Here is a 14,585-nt window from a genome sequence, read left to right as displayed (position 1 = left end):
TTTGCCGTCTCAAAGGTAGCCTTGACAATGATTGCCTCGGCAATTAATATTTCGGCCATGAGCGATGCAGATACCCCGCAGGGCACCCAGGCCCCGGCTTCCAACCGCGAGCCGGCCGATTTCTATCGTCCCGAGACCTACCGGGCCGAGGACAGCATCGGCTACCTGATGCGCCGCATCGTGAGCTCGGTCGCGCAATCGGTGGAAACCGGGCTGTGCGAACCGGGCGGGCCGACCTATCCGCAATGGATGCCGCTCTACAAGCTGCACGTGGGAGCGGCCACCACGGTGGCCGAACTGGCACGCGCCTGCGAACTCGATGCGGGCGCAATGACGCGCCTGCTCGACCGTCTGGAGGCCAAGGGCCTGTGCCGCCGCGTGCGCTCGCTCGAAGACCGCCGCGTGGTCAACATCGAACTCACCGACGAAGGCCGCGCCGCCGCCAAGGAGGTGCCGCATGTGCTGTGCCGCGTGCAGAACGATGTCCTCGCGGGCTTCAGCAAGGAAGAGTGGGTGCAGCTCAAGGGCTACCTGCGCCGCGTGCTCGACAACGCACAGACCCTCTCGGCCCGTGGAGAAAAGAATGACTGAATCCTTCGCCGCGCGCGCGATGCGCCGCACCCCCGTGGTTGCCGCCGCGCTGCTCGTGGTGGCGTTGGCCGGCTGTGCCGACATGGGCGGCATCCGATCCCAGGCCACGCTGCGCGACGCCACGTCGCTCGGCATCGCCGCCGACACCCATGCCGCCGCCATGCCGGCCGTCGACAGCCACTGGTGGCGCGCCTTCGGCGATGCGCAGCTCGATGGCCTCGTCGACCGCGCGCTGGCCGGCAACCCGAACCTCCAGGTCGCCCGGGCGCGCCTCGCGCGGGCCCAGGCGTCGGTCGACATCGCCGGCGCGGCGCTGAAACCCCGGGTCGATGCCACGCTCGACCTGAAGCGCCAGAAGTTCAACAGCAACTACATCTATCCCGCGCCGCTCGGCGGCTCGACCCAGAACACCGGCCTGCTGCAGCTCGGCGCGAGTTGGGAGCTCGACTTCTTCGGCAAGCACCGCAGCGCGCTCGATGCGGCGATCGGCAGCGCCAACGCCGCGGCCGCCGAGGCCGATGCCGCGCGCGTGCTGCTGGCCAGCAACGTGGCGCGCAGCTACTTCCAGTGGGCGCGCCTGAACGAACAGCTCGGCGTGGCCCAGCGCACGCTGGCGCAGCGCGACGAGACGCTGAAGCTCGTGCGCGACCGCGTCGCCGCCGGCCTCGACACGCGGCTCGAGCTGCGCCAGAGCGAAGGCGGCCTGCCCGAGGCGCGCCAGCAGATCGAGGCGCTCAACGAGCAGATCGCGCTGCAGCAGCATGCGCTCGACGCGCTCGTGGGCCAGCCCGGCGCCACCGCGTCGCTGAAGCCGCCAATGCTCGAGGCCGTCAAGCCGATCGCGCTGCGCCCCGACATGCCCGCCGACCTGCTCGGCCGGCGCGCCGACATCGCGGCCGCGCGCTGGCGCGTCGAGGCGGCCACGAGCGACGTGGCGAACGCGCGCACCCAGTTCTATCCCAACGTCAACCTCACCGCCTTCGTCGGCTTCCAGAGCTTGGGGTTGGGCAAGCTGCTCAAGTCGGGCAGCGAGCAGTGGGGCGTTGGCCCCGCGGTCCATCTCCCGATCTTCGAGGGTGGCCAGTTGCGCGCCAACCTGCGCGGCAAGGCAGCCGACCTCGATGCCGCGATCGAGAGCTACAACGCCACCGTGCTCGACGCAGTGCGCGATGCGGCCGACCAGGTGTCGAGCGCGCAGTCGATCACGCGCCAGCAGGCCGAGCAGCGCGCCGCGCAGGCCGCGGCGGAGGGCGGCTACGAAATCGCCGTGCAGCGCTACCGCGCAGGCCTCGGCAACTACCTCAACGTGTTGACGGCAGAAACCGCTGTGCTCTCGCAGCGCCGGCTGGCGGTCGACCTCGCCGCGCGCGCACTCGACACCCAGGTCGGCCTGGCGCGTGCGCTCGGCGGCGGTTGGCAGGCGCCTTCCATCGCGACCGCCGCCGCGCCGTCGCCAGGGGCCGCACCGAACTGAGCGCGCCGTCGACCAACTTCGGAAAGAACTTCATCACCATGAACGACAACAACACACCGACGCCCGCTGCACCCGCAGCCTCCCTCGCAACCGAAGCCCCGGCCGGCAACGGCAAGCGCCGCCGCGCACTGACCGCACTCGCGGCCGTGGTGATCGTGGCCGGCAGCGGCTGGGGCCTCTACGAATGGCTGGTCGCCAGCCACTACGAAGAGACCGACAACGCCTACGTGCAAGGCCACGTGATCCAGATCACGCCGCAGATCGGCGGCACCGTGATGGCCATCAACGCCGACGACACCGACTTCGTGAAGGCCGGCCAGCCGCTGGTGCAGCTCGACCCCGCCGATGCGAAGGTCGCGCTCGAGCAGGCCGAGGCCGCGCTGGCGCAGGCCGTGCGCCAGGTGCGCACGCTCTATGCCAACAACGGCTCGCTGGCGGCGCAGGTGTCGCTGCGCCAGGCCGACATCGCCAAGGCGCAGAGCGACGTCGCCAAGGCCCAGGACGACCTGCAGCGCCGCCGCTCGCTCACGGGCAATGGCGCGGTCTCGAAGGAAGAACTCAACCATGCCGAGACGCAACTCGCCAACGCGAAGAGCGCGCTGGCGGCGGCGCAGGCCGGCGTGCTCGCCGCGCGCGAGCAGCTCGCGAGCAACCAGTCGCTGACCGAGGGCACCACGGTGGCCGAGCATCCGAGCGTGCTGGCTGCCGCCGCCAAGGTGCGCGAGGCCTACCTCGCGACGCAACGCGTCGCGATGCCCGCGCCGGTCGACGGCTACGTCGCGCGCCGCACGGTGCAGCTCGGCCAGCGCGTGGCGGCCGGCACGCCGATGATGTCGATCGTGCCGCTCAACCAGCTCTGGGTCGATGCCAACTTCAAGGAAGTGCAACTGCGCAACATCCGCATCGACCAGCCCGTGAAGCTCACGGCCGACGTCTACGGCAAGAAGGTCGAATACACCGGCCGTGTGGCGGGCCTGGGCGTGGGCACGGGCAGCGCGTTTGCGTTGCTGCCGGCGCAGAACGCGACCGGCAACTGGATCAAGGTGGTGCAGCGCGTGCCGGTGCGCATTGCGCTCGACCCCGCGCAGCTCAAAGCCAACCCGCTGCGCATCGGCCTGTCGATGCTGGCCGAGGTCGACATCACGCAAAAGGACGGCAAGATGCTGGCCGATGCGCCGCGCACCACGCCGCTCTCGCAGACGCAGGTCTACAGCCGGCTCGACCACGGCGCCGATGCCGAGGTGGACCGCATCATCGCGGCCAACCTCGGACGCGGAGCGGCGGCCGGCCATGCCGCGAAGCCGGCCGCCGGCACGAAGCAACAGCAGCTCGCCTCTCAATCGCATCCCGGCTGATCGCCGCCGGACCCCGAGGCAAAGCCCATGGCCACTGCTGCTGCTCCCGCCTACGTCGCGCATCCGCCGCTCGAGGGCGCCGCCCGCGTCTGGGGCACGATCGCGCTGTCGGCCGCGACCTTCATGAACGTGCTCGATTCGTCGATCGCGAACGTGTCGCTGCCGGCCATCTCGGGTGACCTGGGCGTGAGCACCACGCAAGGCACCTGGGTCATCACCAGCTTCGCGGTGGCCAACGCCATTGCGGTGCCGCTCACGGGGTTCATGACCCAGCGCTTCGGCCAGGTGCGGCTCTTCATGGCGAGCGTGATCCTCTTCATGATCAGCTCGCTCCTGTGCGGCCTGGCACCGAACATGACCATGCTGATTGCGTTCCGCGCGCTGCAGGGCTTCGTCGCCGGGCCGATGATCCCGCTGTCGCAGACGCTGCTGCTGTCGAGCTATCCGCGCGCCAAGGCCGGCCTTGCCATGGCGATGTGGTCGATGACCACGCTGGTCGCGCCGGTGATGGGGCCGCTGCTCGGTGGCTGGATCACCGACAACATCTCGTGGCCGTGGATCTTCTACATCAACATCCCGGTCGGCATCGTCGCGGCGGTCATCACCTGGGCGCTCTACCGCAAGCGCGATAGCGGCACGCACAAGGTGCCGATCGATGCCATCGGCCTCGCGCTGCTGGTGCTCTGGGTCGGCGCGATGCAGCTGATGCTCGACAAGGGCAAGGAGCTCGACTGGTTCCACTCGCCCGAGATCATCGCGATGGCGGTGATCTCCGTGGTCGGCTTCGCGTTCTTCCTGATCTGGGAGCTGACCGACAAACACCCGGTGGTCGACCTTTCGCTCTTCAAGCGGCGCAACTTCTGGTCGGGCGCGGTGGCCACGGCGGTGGCCTACGGTCTGTTCTTCGGCAACGTGGTGCTGCTGCCGCTGTGGTTGCAGCAGTGGATGGGCTACACCGCGACGCAGGCCGGCATGATCATGGCGCCCGTAGGGCTGCTCGCAATCTTCTTCTCGCCGCTGGTCGGGCTCACGGTGTCGAAGATCGATCCGCGGCAGTACGCGACCTTCTCGTTCCTGATCTTTGCGCTGGTGCTCTGGATGCGCTCGAACTTCAACACGCAGGCCGACTTCGCGACGATCATCATCCCGACGGTCATCCAGGGCATTGCGATGGCGTTCTTCTTCATCCCGCTGGTGACCATCACGCTGTCGGGCCTCACGCCGGACCGCATACCGGCCGCCTCGGGGCTGTCGAACTTCCTGCGCATCACCGCGGGCGCGATGGGCACCTCGATCACCACCACGCTGTGGGAGAACCGTGCGGCGCTGCACCACGCGCAGCTTGCCGAGTCGGTGAACCAGGGCAATGCCGCGGCGACCAGCGCAATGTCGGGCCTGGCGAGCAGCGGGCTCAGCAGCGACCAGGTGCTGGCCCAGATCAACCGCGTGGTCGACCAGCAGGCCTTCATGCTGGCCACGAACGACATCTTTTATGCGTCGGCGCTGCTGTTCCTGCTCCTGATCCCGCTCGTGTGGCTCGCGAAGCCGCAGCGCGGCGGTGCCGGCGGCGACGCCGCGGCCGGCGCGCACTGAGCGCGCAGCGCGCGCCGGGCGCGCTGCCAATGTCGTTGCGGCGACAGTCGCCTGCGGGCAGCCGCGAGGTTGCACCGCAGCATAGGCATTTGCCCCAGTATGCAATCACGGGGCGCCCCTCAACAATCGGTCCGCGTTCGACAGTGGCGCGACAAGATGGACCGCATGACTTTTCTATCCTTTCTGAACCCGGGCGACTTCGCGAGATGAGCGACGTCATCCTAGAAACGCGCCAGCTCACCAAGGAGTTCAAGGGGTTCACCGCGGTCAGCAAGGTCGACCTCTCGGTGGTGCGCGGCTCCATCCATGCGCTCATCGGCCCGAACGGCGCCGGCAAGACCACCTGCTTCAACCTGCTCACCAAGTTTCTCGAACCCACGAGCGGCACCATCCTGTTCAACGGCAACGACATCACCGGCGAGCGGCCGGCGCAGATCGCGCGGCGCGGCATCATCCGCTCGTTCCAGATCTCGGCGGTGTTCCCGCACCTCACCTTGCGCGAGAACGTGCGCCTCGGGCTGCAGCGCGCGCTCGGCACCTCGTACCATTTCTGGAAGAGCGAGAAGACGCTCGCGCCGCTCGATGCGCGCGCGCTCGAGCTGCTGGCCGAGGTCGGCCTCGCCGAGCAGGCCGACGAACTCACGGTGAACCTGCCCTACGGACACAAGCGTGCGCTCGAGATCGCCACCACGCTCGCGATGGATCCCGAGCTGATGCTGCTGGACGAACCCACGCAGGGCATGGGCCATGAAGACGTGCACCGCGTGGCCGAACTCATCAAGCGCGTGTCGGCAGGGCGCACCATCCTCATGGTCGAACACAACATGAGCGTGGTCTCGACCATCGCCGATACCATCACCGTGCTCCAGCGCGGCGCCGTGCTGGCCGAAGGCCCGTATGCCGAAGTCTCGAAGAACCCGCAGGTGATGGAGGCCTACATGGGCACCACCGACGGCCAGCTGCAGGGAGCCCACTGATGGCCGCGCCCGCACTCGAGATCAAGGGCCTGAACGCCTGGTACGGCGAATCGCACGTGCTGCACGGCGTCGACATGGTGGTGCAGCCCGGCGAGGTCGTCACCCTGCTCGGGCGCAACGGCGCCGGGCGCACCAGCACGCTGCGCGCGATCCTGGGCCTGACCGGCACGCGCAAGGGCAGCATCCAGGTCAATGGCGTGCAGACCATCGGCATGGCCACGCACCGCATCGCGCACCTCGGCATCGGCTATTGCCCCGAGGAGCGCGGCATCTTCGCGAGCCTCTCGGCCGAGGAGAACCTGCTTTTGCCACCTCCGCTCAAGAGCGCCAAGGGCGCGGGGCAGGGCATGTCGGTGGCCGAGATCTACGAGATGTTCCCGAACCTCGCCGAGCGGCGCCACAGCCCCGGCACCCGGCTCTCGGGCGGCGAGCAGCAGATGCTCGCGGTGGCGCGCATCCTGCGCACCGGCGCCCGGCTGCTGCTGCTCGACGAGATCTCCGAAGGCCTCGCGCCAGTGATCGTGCAGGCCCTCGCCCGCATGATCCAGACGCTGCGCGGCAAGGGCTACACCATCGTGATGGTGGAGCAGAACTTCCGCTTCGCCGCGCCGCTGGCCGACCGCTTCTACGTGATGGAGCACGGCCGCATGGTCGAGGCTTTCAGTGCCCGCGAACTCGACGCGAAGATGCCCGTGCTCGGCGAGCTGCTCGGCGTCTAGGCTTTCCCCGATTTTTCCAAGGAGACATTCCATGAACTCGAAATTCCTGATTCCATCGCTGGTGGCGGTTGCCGTGCTCGCGGCCTGCGGCAAGAAGGAAGAGCCCGCGCCGGCACCCGCACCTGCGGCGCCGACGGCACCCGCCCCGGCTGCGGCCCCTGCACCTGCCGCCGCACCCACCGCGGACGCACCATCGCCCAACAAGGTCACGATCGGCTACATCAGCGATCTCTCGGGCCTCTACGCCGACCTCGAAGGCAAGGGCGGCGCCACGGCCATCCAGATGGCCATCGACGACATGGGCGGCAAGGTGCTCGGCCAACCCGTCGAGGTGCTGTCCGTCGACCACCAGAACAAGCCCGACATCGCGGCCTCGAAGGCGCGCGAATGGATCGACACCGCCGGCGCCACGATGATCTTCGCGGGCACCAATTCGGGTGTGGCACTGGCGACCGCCAAGGTCGCGCAGGAAAAGAAGCGTGTGTTCTTCACCAACGGCGCCGCCACCTCGGCGCTGACCAATGCGCAGTGCAGCCCCTACACCGTGCACTACGCCTACGACACCGTGGCGCTCGCCAAGAGCACCGGTGGCGCGGTGGTCGACACCGGCGGCAAGAGCTGGTTCTTCCTGACGGCCGACTACGCCTTCGGCCATGCGCTCGAAGCCGACACCTCCAAGGTCGTCAAGGCCAAGGGCGGCACGGTGGTGGGCACGGTCCGCGCGCCGCTCAATGCGTCCGACTTCTCCTCGTTCCTGCTGCAGGCGCAGAACTCCAAGGCCCAGGTGCTGGGGCTCGCCAACGCCGGCGGCGACTTCGTCAATTCGATGAAGGCCTCGAAGGAGTTCGGCATCGACAAGACCATGAAGCTCGCGGGCCTGCTGGTGTTCCTGACCGACGTGAAGAGCCTCGGCCTCGAGGCCACGCAGGGCCTGCTGCACACCACCAGCTGGTACTGGGACGCCGATGACGCCTCGCGCAAGTGGGCGGCCCGCTACGAGGAAAAGACCGGCAACAAGCCTTCGGACATCCAGGCCGCCGACTACTCGGCCACCATGGCCTACCTCAAGGCCGTCGAGGCGGTGCAGACCACCGACGCCGACAAGGTCATGGAGCAGCTCAAGAAGACGCCGATCGACGACTTCTACGCCAAGGGCGTGATCCGTCCCGACGGCCGCATGGTGCACGACATGCTGCTGGCCGAGGTCAAGAAGCCTTCGGAGTCGAAAGGCCCGTGGGACCTGCTGAAGATCGTCAAGAAGGTGCCGGGCGACGAGGTCTACACGACCAAGGAAGAAAGCACCTGCGCCCTCTGGAAGTAAACCTGCTGTCCCGCGCGAAACCGCTGCCGCCACTCCGAACCCAGTTGCCACGATGAATATTTCCATGCCCGCCCTGTTGAGCCAGCTCCTGCTGGGGCTGGTCAACGGGTCGTTCTACGCGATCCTGAGCCTGGGGTTGGCGGTGATCTTCGGCCTGCTCAACGTCATCAACTTCGCACACGGTGCGCTGTTCATGATGGGGGCGGTGCTGTCGTGGATGGCGATGACGTACTTCAACGTCAACTACTGGGTCATGCTGGTGGCAGCGCCGCTCATCGTCGGCGTCTTCGGCATGCTGATCGAGCGGCTGCTGCTGCGCTGGATCTACAAGCTCGACCACCTCTACGGCCTGCTGCTCACGCTCGGCCTCACGCTGCTCATCGAGGGCGGCTTCCGGTCGGTGTACGGCGTGTCCGGCCTGGCCTACAGCCCGCCCGCGGCGCTCAGCGGCGGCACCAACCTGGGCTTCATGTTCCTGCCGAACTACCGCGCCTGGGTGGTCGTCGCGTCGCTCGTGGTGTGCTTCGCCACCTGGTATGCGATCGAGAAGACCCGGCTCGGCGCCTACCTGCGTGCCGGCACCGAGAACCCGCGGCTGGTCGAGGCCTTCGGTGTCAACGTGCCGCTGATGGTCACGCTGACCTACGGGTTCGGGGTGGCGCTCGCGGCCTTTGCCGGCGTGCTCGCCGCACCGGTCATCCAGATCTCGCCCCTCATGGGCCAGAACCTCATCATCATCGTGTTCGCGGTGGTGGTCATCGGCGGCATGGGCTCGATCATGGGCGCCATCATCACGGGCCTTTCGCTCGGCGTCATCGAGGGGTTCACCAAGGTGTTCTATCCCGAGGCTTCATCCACCGTGGTCTTCGCGATCATGGTCGTGGTGCTGCTGATCCGCCCGGCCGGCCTGTTCGGCAGCGAGAAGTGAACGGGCGCCAAGACATGAAGAAGATCTCCCTCGCCGTCTACGCACTGCTCCTGGTGGCGCTGATCGCCGCACCGTTCATCGGTTTCTATCCGGTGTTCGTGATGAAGGTGCTGTGCTTCGCGCTGTTTGCCTGCGCGTTCAACCTGCTGCTCGGCTACACCGGGATGCTGTCGTTCGGCCACGCCGCCTTCCTGGGCGGGGCCGCCTACCTCACGGGCCATGCGCTCAAGGTCTGGCACCTCACGCCCGAACTGGGCCTGCTCGCGGGCACGGCGGCCGGCGCGCTGCTGGGGCTGGTGTTCGGCTGGCTCGCCATTCGCCGCCAGGGCATCTACTTCTCGATGATCACGCTGGCGCTCGCGCAGATGATCTTCTTCGTTGCGCTGCAGGCGCGCTTCACCGGCGGCGAGGACGGCCTGCAGTCGGTGCCGCGCGGCAAGCTCTTCGGCCTGATCGACCTGCGCGACGACCTCACGATGTACTACGTCGCGCTGGTGATCGTGGTGGCGGCCTTCCTGCTGATCGCGCGCACCGTGCACTCCCCGTTCGGGCAGGTGCTCAAGGGCATCAAGGAAAACGAGCCGCGCGCCATCTCGCTCGGCTACGACGTCAACCGCTTCAAGCTGCTGGCCTTCGTGATCTCGGCCGCGCTGTCGGGGCTGGCGGGTTCGCTCAAGACGCTGGTGCTCGGCTTCGCGTCGCTCAGCGACGTGCATTGGACCGCCTCGGGCCACGTGATCCTCATGACGCTGGTCGGCGGGCTCGGCACGCTGTCGGGGCCGCTGGTGGGCTCGGCCGTCGTGGTGCTGCTCGAGAACAAGGTCGGCGACTTCGGCGTCTTCATGGCGAACCTGACGGGCATCAACTGGTTCAACACCCTCGGCGAGTCGGTCACCATGGTCACGGGCCTGATCTTCGTGATCTGCGTGCTGGCGTTCCGCAAGGGCATCATGGGCGAGATCATCGCCTTCGTCGACCGGCGGCGCGGCAAGCGAACCTGAAGCGAAAGAAGGCGGACCCGGTCCGCCTTCTTCGTTTTAGGGCCGGGCTCCGCCCGATGCTCAGGGCAGCGCCGTGATGCGGTTCGTCGCAGGCGGAACGAGCGTGCCGCTTGCCTTGATGTAGGCCTCCAACGCATCCACGTCCTGGTCGCCGCCGAGCGTGTCGGTTCCCTGGTTGAAGACCGTGAAGTTGTCGCCGCCCGTGGCCAGGAAGCTGTTCATCGTGACGCGGTAGCTCGTGGCGTCGCCCATCGCGGTGCCGTTGAGCGCCATGTTCGAGATGCGCGAGCCGGCCGGTGCCGACAGGCTGTAGCTGTAGCGGAGGCTGTGCGAGGGCAGCAGCACCCGAGGGGCGGCGACCGTATTGCTGCCGCTGTTGAACTGCTGCTCGAGCAGGGCCTTGATCTGCGCGCCGGTCATCGTCTTCACCACCAGGCTGTTGCCGAAGGGCTGCACGCTGAAGATCTGGCCATAGGTCACGTTGCCCTTGTCGTCGGGCACGAGGTCGGCCCGCACGCCGCCCGGGTTCATGAAGGCGATCTGCGCGCCGCCCTTGTCGCTGGCGCGGGTCGCGGCGAGCTGTGCGTCGGCAATCAGGTTGCCGAGCACGCTTTCGCGCGACGGGGCCTGCGTGCGCGTGGCCGCCCCCGAGAGCGAGCCCACCACGCGTTGCACCAGCGGCGCGGCGACCGAGAGGTACTGGCTGACGAGCGCCGCCACCTCCTGGTTCTTGCCGAACACCGGGTACTGGTCGGTCAGCGCGATGGTGGTGGCGCCGCTGGTGAAGGCCTCGCCCTGGACGATCACGTTGTCGGCCGATTTGGCCGAGACCTTGCGGGTGCGCGTGTCGATCGTCAGGTTGATGTCGGTCAGCAGCGTGCCGTACTGGCCGGCGCTCGTCAGCAGGAAGGGCCGGGCCGGATTCGACTTGCCGTAGTCGCAGACGTAGGAGCGGTGCGTGTGGCCCGAGATCACCACGTCCACCGCCGGGTCGAGCTTGTCGAGGATCGGCAGGATGTCGCCGCTGAGGCCGGCGCAGCTCTTGTCGTTGTAGCCGACCGTGGTCGTGGCGCCTTCGTGCACCACGACGACGATGGCGTCGGCGCCCTCGGCCTTGAGCTGCGGGATCAGCGCATTGGCGGTGTCCGCCTCGTCCTTGAAACTCAAGCCTGCCACGCCGGCCGGCGTCACGATGCTCGGCGTGTTCTTGAGCGTCATGCCGATGAAGGCCACCTTCACGGTGGCACCGTCCTTCGTGAAGGTCTTCATGCCGGTGGCGGGGAACAGCGTGTTGCCGTCGGTCTTGACGGTGTTGGCCGCCAGGAAGCCGAAGTTCGCGCCCGGGAAGGATTTGTTGACCCGGCAGGGCTCCAGCGGCGTGTGCTTGTCGCAGCCGCCGTTCTTCATGCGCATCAGTTCGTTCTGGCCTTTGTCGAACTCGTGGTTGCCGACCGCGTTGAAGTCGATCTTCATCGCGTTCACCGCCTCGATCGTGGGCTCGTCGAGGAACAGCGCCGACACCAGCGGCGAGGCGCCGATCATGTCCCCGGCCGAAACCACCGCGTTGTTCTCGTTCCTGGCCTTGAGCGACGCGATGGCCGAGGCGAGGTAGGCGGCGCCACCCGCGGGCACCGGGACCGTGCCGCCACCGCTGGCCGGCGCGGTGATCGAAACCCGCGGCGGCTCGAGGTTGCCGTGCAGGTCGTTGAAGGCAATGATCTTCAGCTCGACGCTGCCGGGCGTTGCCGGCGAGGGGGCAGGCGCCGGTGGCGGGAAGAACGGGATGAATGCGTTCGAGCCGCCGCCGCCGCTGCCGCCGCAGGCCGCCAGCGTGGCCAGGACCGCGCCGGCCACGGCGAGATGTTTGATCGATGCGTGCACGAGCCTCTCCTCGGTGAATGGACTGGTCGCATGCTGGCCGCGGCAGATGACGTCGGCGTGACCGGCTGCCGCGCCCCCGGCGTCTCAGGGCAGGTCGATCAGCCGCACCGGGAGGTCGGGGCCGAAAGCCCGCTGCAGCAGTTCGCGCGCGGGTGCGCTGTGCGCAGGGTCCGAACGTGGCAGGGCCAGCGATCCCTCGGCCGCACGGCGCTGCAGGTGCCAGCCTTCCTGGCCGAGGCGGATCAGTTGCGCGAGCGCCGCGGCGTCGGCCACGGGCAGGGCGTCGGGCCGGATGTCGAGCCAGTCGACCACCTGGCCGGACTCGCCGCCGAGCCGCGCGGTCGCACCTTCCACCAGCGCCTGCTGCGTGGCCGCGTCGCGCACCGCGCCCTGCAGCACGATGCCGTGGCCGTGCCAGCGGATCTCGAGCGCGGCACCGCCCGTGGCCGCCGCGGGCGGCACGCGCGCGGCCAGCCATGCGGCGCCCGCAGCGGCTGTCAGCAGCACCGCGAGCACGGCGATCCATCGTCTTCTCATCGGCAAGGCAGGTTCATCGTTCGAGTTCAAGCGCGCGGCATGACGGCCTGATGACGACCTCAGGGCGGGGCTTCAGAGCCGCAGCGGCGCGGCGTAGCCCGTCATCTCGAGGTAGCCGCGGCCAATGCGGCGGCCCTGCGCGTCGCGCAGGTCGCTCAGGCCTTCCCAGTACACGCCGCCGGTCGAGCCGCGGCTGTCGAGCTCCTGGTCGTCGAGCAGCGCATGCACCTCGAACTCGCCCGTCGGCGTGCCCACGCGCCACTGCGTCGGGTAGCGGGCCTGGGTGCGTGGGCTGGTCCAGGCACGGCCGGCTTCGAAGCGCACCTCCTCGTGGCCGAAGATGCGCAGAGCACCGTCGCGCGTGCGGAACGATCCGCCCGCCCACAAGGCGCTGCCGTCGCGCCGGCGCAGGTGAAAGGCGGTGAGCGCACTGCCGTCGTCGAGGTTCATGCCGGTCCAGTCCCAGCCGACGGCCTCGGGGTGCAGCAGCGCCTCGCTCCATTCGTGGTCGAGCCAGGCGCTGCCCGCGACATCGAACGGCGCCTGCCCCTGCAGCGCGATGCGCCCGCGCGCCTGCAACTGCGGTTCGCTGTAGTAGTAGCTCGCCTGGGCTTCCTCGGGGCCCTTGCGCGAGAGGCCGGCGTTGCCTTGCAGCAGCAGCGGCTGCGTCGGCGAGAAACGCAGGTCGAGCGAGAACCCGGCGGCCGGAATGCGCGCCGCGTAGCTGCCGTCGCTTCCGCGCACCAGCGACCAGTCGCGCAGGCGCAGGTCGGTGTCGTGCTCGCTGGCCGACGCAACACCCTGGCCCGCACGCGCGATGCGCTGGTCGTGGCGCAGCGCGCCGGCCTCGAGGTCGGTGATGGCGGCATGCGCGAACACCAGCTGCTTGGCTGCGAAGGCCGAGCGCAACTGCTGCGTGGCGTCGACGCGCGAGCGGAAGAAGGTCACTTGAAAGCCGAAGGTGCGCCCGGCCGGCGTCGTCGCGTGGCCGGTGATGTACCACCACTCGGTTCGCAACTCGGGATGGCTGCCGAAGTCGCGCGGGAACTGCAGGGTGCGTGCGGGCAAGGCCCAGCCCGCGGGCGCGGCGGCCAGCGCCGCCAGCAGCAGGCTGCGCCGCGAGAGTGCGAGGGGCGCCCGCGCCGGCATCAGCCTCTCACAAGTTCGTCGATGCGCTGCCGCGCGGGAGCGATGTCGCCGAATGCGTCGCGCACCCAGCCAGCGTCGTGGTAGCTCGGCAGGTAGCGCTCACCCGCATCGCACAGCAGTGAGAGGATCGATCCCCGGCGGCCCGCCGCGCGCATCTCGTGCGCGATCGCGAGCATGCCCGCGAAGTTGGTGCCGGTGGAAGGCCCGACCTTGCGCCCGAGCAGCGCCGAGAGCGCATGCATCGCGGCCACCGAGTCGAGGTTCGGCACCTCGATCATGCGGTCGACCAGCGTGCGGATGAAGCTGGGTTCCACGCGGGGCCGGCCGATGCCTTCGATGCGCGAGCCCGTCGCCGTGAGCGCGGCGTCGCCGCTCTGGTGATAGGCCGAGAAGACCGAGCCCTCGGGGTCGGGCACGCAGAGCTGCGTGTCGTGGCAGCAGTAGCGCACGTAGCGGCCGATGGTGGCGCTGGTGCCGCCGGTGCCCGCGCCGACCACGATCCAGGCCGGCACCGGATGCCGCTCGCGCGCCATCTGCCGGAACATGCTCTCGGCGATGTTGTTGTTGCCGCGCCAGTCGGTCGCGCGCTCGGCATTCGTGAACTGGTCCATGTAGTGGCCGCCGGTCTGTTCGGCCAGCGCGCGGGCCTCGTCGTAGACCTCGGCCGCATGGTCGACGAAGTGGCAGCGCGCGCCGTAGAAGGCGATCTGCGCGATCTTCTCGGGCGAGGTGCTGCGCGGCATCACCGCGACGAACGGCAGGCCGAGCAGCCGTGCGAAGTACGCTTCGCTGACCGCCGTGGAGCCGCTCGAGGCCTCGACCACCGTCGTGCCTTCGCGCACCCATCCGTTGCACAGCGCATACAGGAAGAGCGAGCGTGCGAGCCGGTGCTTGAGGCTACCGGTCGGATGCGTCGATTCGTCCTTCAGGTAGAGGTCGATGCCGGCCGCGGCGAGCGTGGGCAGGGGCAGCGGGATCAGGTGCGTGTCGGCGCTGCGCTGGTAGTCGGCCTCGATGCGGCGCATCGCAGCGTCGCGCCATGCGGTGCGGGGCGATGAA

General features: G+C 68.7%; 13 protein-coding genes. 9 read left to right on the top strand and 4 right to left on the bottom strand.

Annotated elements, in window-relative coordinates; translation table 11 throughout:
• Window positions 1-57 precede the first annotated feature (57 nt).
• From AC3A6J_RS00975 to AC3A6J_RS00935, 9 genes are all read left to right on the top strand, one after another.
• On the top strand, window positions 58-591 hold the full coding sequence (locus AC3A6J_RS00975) for a MarR family winged helix-turn-helix transcriptional regulator (protein ID WP_487858028.1): 534 nt from the start codon (window positions 58-60) through the stop codon (window positions 589-591).
• Complete coding sequence (locus AC3A6J_RS00970) at window positions 584-2,065, top strand: efflux transporter outer membrane subunit (RefSeq protein WP_487858027.1); 1,482 nt, start codon at window positions 584-586, stop codon at window positions 2,063-2,065. The genes AC3A6J_RS00975 and AC3A6J_RS00970 overlap by 8 nt, the downstream gene beginning before the upstream one ends.
• A 38-nt stretch (window positions 2,066-2,103) precedes the next feature.
• Entirely contained in the window at window positions 2,104-3,420 is a 1,317-nt protein-coding gene (locus tag AC3A6J_RS00965; RefSeq protein WP_487858026.1) for an EmrA/EmrK family multidrug efflux transporter periplasmic adaptor subunit, read from the top strand.
• A 27-nt stretch (window positions 3,421-3,447) separates the two neighbouring features.
• Complete coding sequence (locus AC3A6J_RS00960; protein ID WP_487858025.1) at window positions 3,448-5,013, top strand: DHA2 family efflux MFS transporter permease subunit; 1,566 nt, start codon at window positions 3,448-3,450, stop codon at window positions 5,011-5,013.
• A 206-nt stretch (window positions 5,014-5,219) separates the two neighbouring features.
• Window positions 5,220-5,990, top strand: coding sequence for an ABC transporter ATP-binding protein (locus AC3A6J_RS00955; RefSeq protein WP_487858024.1), 771 nt, complete (start codon window positions 5,220-5,222; stop codon window positions 5,988-5,990).
• A complete protein-coding gene (locus AC3A6J_RS00950; RefSeq protein WP_487858023.1) occupies window positions 5,990-6,709 on the top strand; it encodes an ABC transporter ATP-binding protein in 720 nt (239 codons plus the stop codon). The genes AC3A6J_RS00955 and AC3A6J_RS00950 overlap by 1 nt, the downstream gene beginning before the upstream one ends.
• Window positions 6,710-6,740: 31 nt before the next feature.
• Window positions 6,741-8,030, top strand: a complete 1,290-nt coding sequence (locus AC3A6J_RS00945) for an ABC transporter substrate-binding protein (RefSeq protein WP_487858022.1) — start codon at window positions 6,741-6,743, stop codon at window positions 8,028-8,030.
• A gap of 52 nt (window positions 8,031-8,082) precedes the next feature.
• Window positions 8,083-8,958: a branched-chain amino acid ABC transporter permease gene (locus AC3A6J_RS00940; RefSeq protein WP_487858021.1), complete on the top strand. Its 876-nt coding sequence runs from the start codon at window positions 8,083-8,085 to the stop codon at window positions 8,956-8,958.
• Between the two features lie 14 nt (window positions 8,959-8,972).
• Entirely contained in the window at window positions 8,973-9,959 is a 987-nt protein-coding gene (locus AC3A6J_RS00935) for a branched-chain amino acid ABC transporter permease (RefSeq protein ID WP_487858020.1), read from the top strand.
• A 60-nt stretch (window positions 9,960-10,019) separates the two neighbouring features.
• On the opposite strand, the gene AC3A6J_RS00930 is transcribed toward AC3A6J_RS00935, so the two are convergent.
• The 4 genes from AC3A6J_RS00930 to AC3A6J_RS00915 form a co-directional block, all read right to left on the bottom strand.
• A complete protein-coding gene (locus AC3A6J_RS00930) occupies window positions 10,020-11,840 on the bottom strand; it encodes a bifunctional metallophosphatase/5'-nucleotidase (RefSeq protein ID WP_487858019.1) in 1,821 nt (606 codons plus the stop codon).
• Between the two features lie 84 nt (window positions 11,841-11,924).
• Entirely contained in the window at window positions 11,925-12,377 is a 453-nt protein-coding gene (locus AC3A6J_RS00925; RefSeq protein WP_487858018.1) for a hypothetical protein, read from the bottom strand.
• Between the two features lie 72 nt (window positions 12,378-12,449).
• Window positions 12,450-13,526 (bottom strand): lipocalin-like domain-containing protein, encoded by a 1,077-nt coding sequence (locus AC3A6J_RS00920; protein WP_487858017.1) that lies wholly within the window; start codon window positions 13,524-13,526, stop codon window positions 12,450-12,452.
• Window positions 13,526-14,551 carry a PLP-dependent cysteine synthase family protein gene (locus tag AC3A6J_RS00915; RefSeq protein ID WP_487858615.1) on the bottom strand — a complete coding sequence of 342 codons (1,026 nt, stop codon included), beginning with the start codon at window positions 14,549-14,551 and terminating at the stop codon, window positions 13,526-13,528. Before AC3A6J_RS00915 ends, AC3A6J_RS00920 begins: the two co-directional genes overlap by 1 nt.
• Window positions 14,552-14,585 lie beyond the last annotated feature (34 nt).

It is taken from the genome of Variovorax sp. Soil_C_39, assembly GCF_057656815.1.
Note: the sequence above shows the minus strand (reverse complement) of the source record. Positions and strands in the feature narration are given on the sequence as shown.

Excerpts from the sequence above, each read along its gene's own strand:
- AC3A6J_RS00975 (WP_487858028.1), top strand. The coding sequence starts at position 58 with ATGAGCGATGCAGATACCCCGCAGGGCACCCAGGCCCCGGCTTCCAAC.
- AC3A6J_RS00970 (WP_487858027.1), top strand. The coding sequence starts at position 584 with ATGACTGAATCCTTCGCCGCGCGCGCGATGCGCCGCACCCCCGTGGTT.
- AC3A6J_RS00965 (WP_487858026.1), top strand. The coding sequence starts at position 2,104 with ATGAACGACAACAACACACCGACGCCCGCTGCACCCGCAGCCTCCCTC.
- AC3A6J_RS00960 (WP_487858025.1), top strand. The coding sequence starts at position 3,448 with ATGGCCACTGCTGCTGCTCCCGCCTACGTCGCGCATCCGCCGCTCGAG.
- AC3A6J_RS00955 (WP_487858024.1), top strand. The coding sequence starts at position 5,220 with ATGAGCGACGTCATCCTAGAAACGCGCCAGCTCACCAAGGAGTTCAAG.
- AC3A6J_RS00950 (WP_487858023.1), top strand. The coding sequence starts at position 5,990 with ATGGCCGCGCCCGCACTCGAGATCAAGGGCCTGAACGCCTGGTACGGC.
- AC3A6J_RS00945 (WP_487858022.1), top strand. The coding sequence starts at position 6,741 with ATGAACTCGAAATTCCTGATTCCATCGCTGGTGGCGGTTGCCGTGCTC.
- AC3A6J_RS00940 (WP_487858021.1), top strand. The coding sequence starts at position 8,083 with ATGAATATTTCCATGCCCGCCCTGTTGAGCCAGCTCCTGCTGGGGCTG.
- AC3A6J_RS00935 (WP_487858020.1), top strand. The coding sequence starts at position 8,973 with ATGAAGAAGATCTCCCTCGCCGTCTACGCACTGCTCCTGGTGGCGCTG.
- AC3A6J_RS00925 (WP_487858018.1), bottom strand. The coding sequence starts at position 12,377 with ATGAGAAGACGATGGATCGCCGTGCTCGCGGTGCTGCTGACAGCCGCT.
- AC3A6J_RS00920 (WP_487858017.1), bottom strand. The coding sequence starts at position 13,526 with ATGCCGGCGCGGGCGCCCCTCGCACTCTCGCGGCGCAGCCTGCTGCTG.
- AC3A6J_RS00915 (WP_487858615.1), bottom strand. The coding sequence starts at position 14,551 with ATGCGCCGCATCGAGGCCGACTACCAGCGCAGCGCCGACACGCACCTG.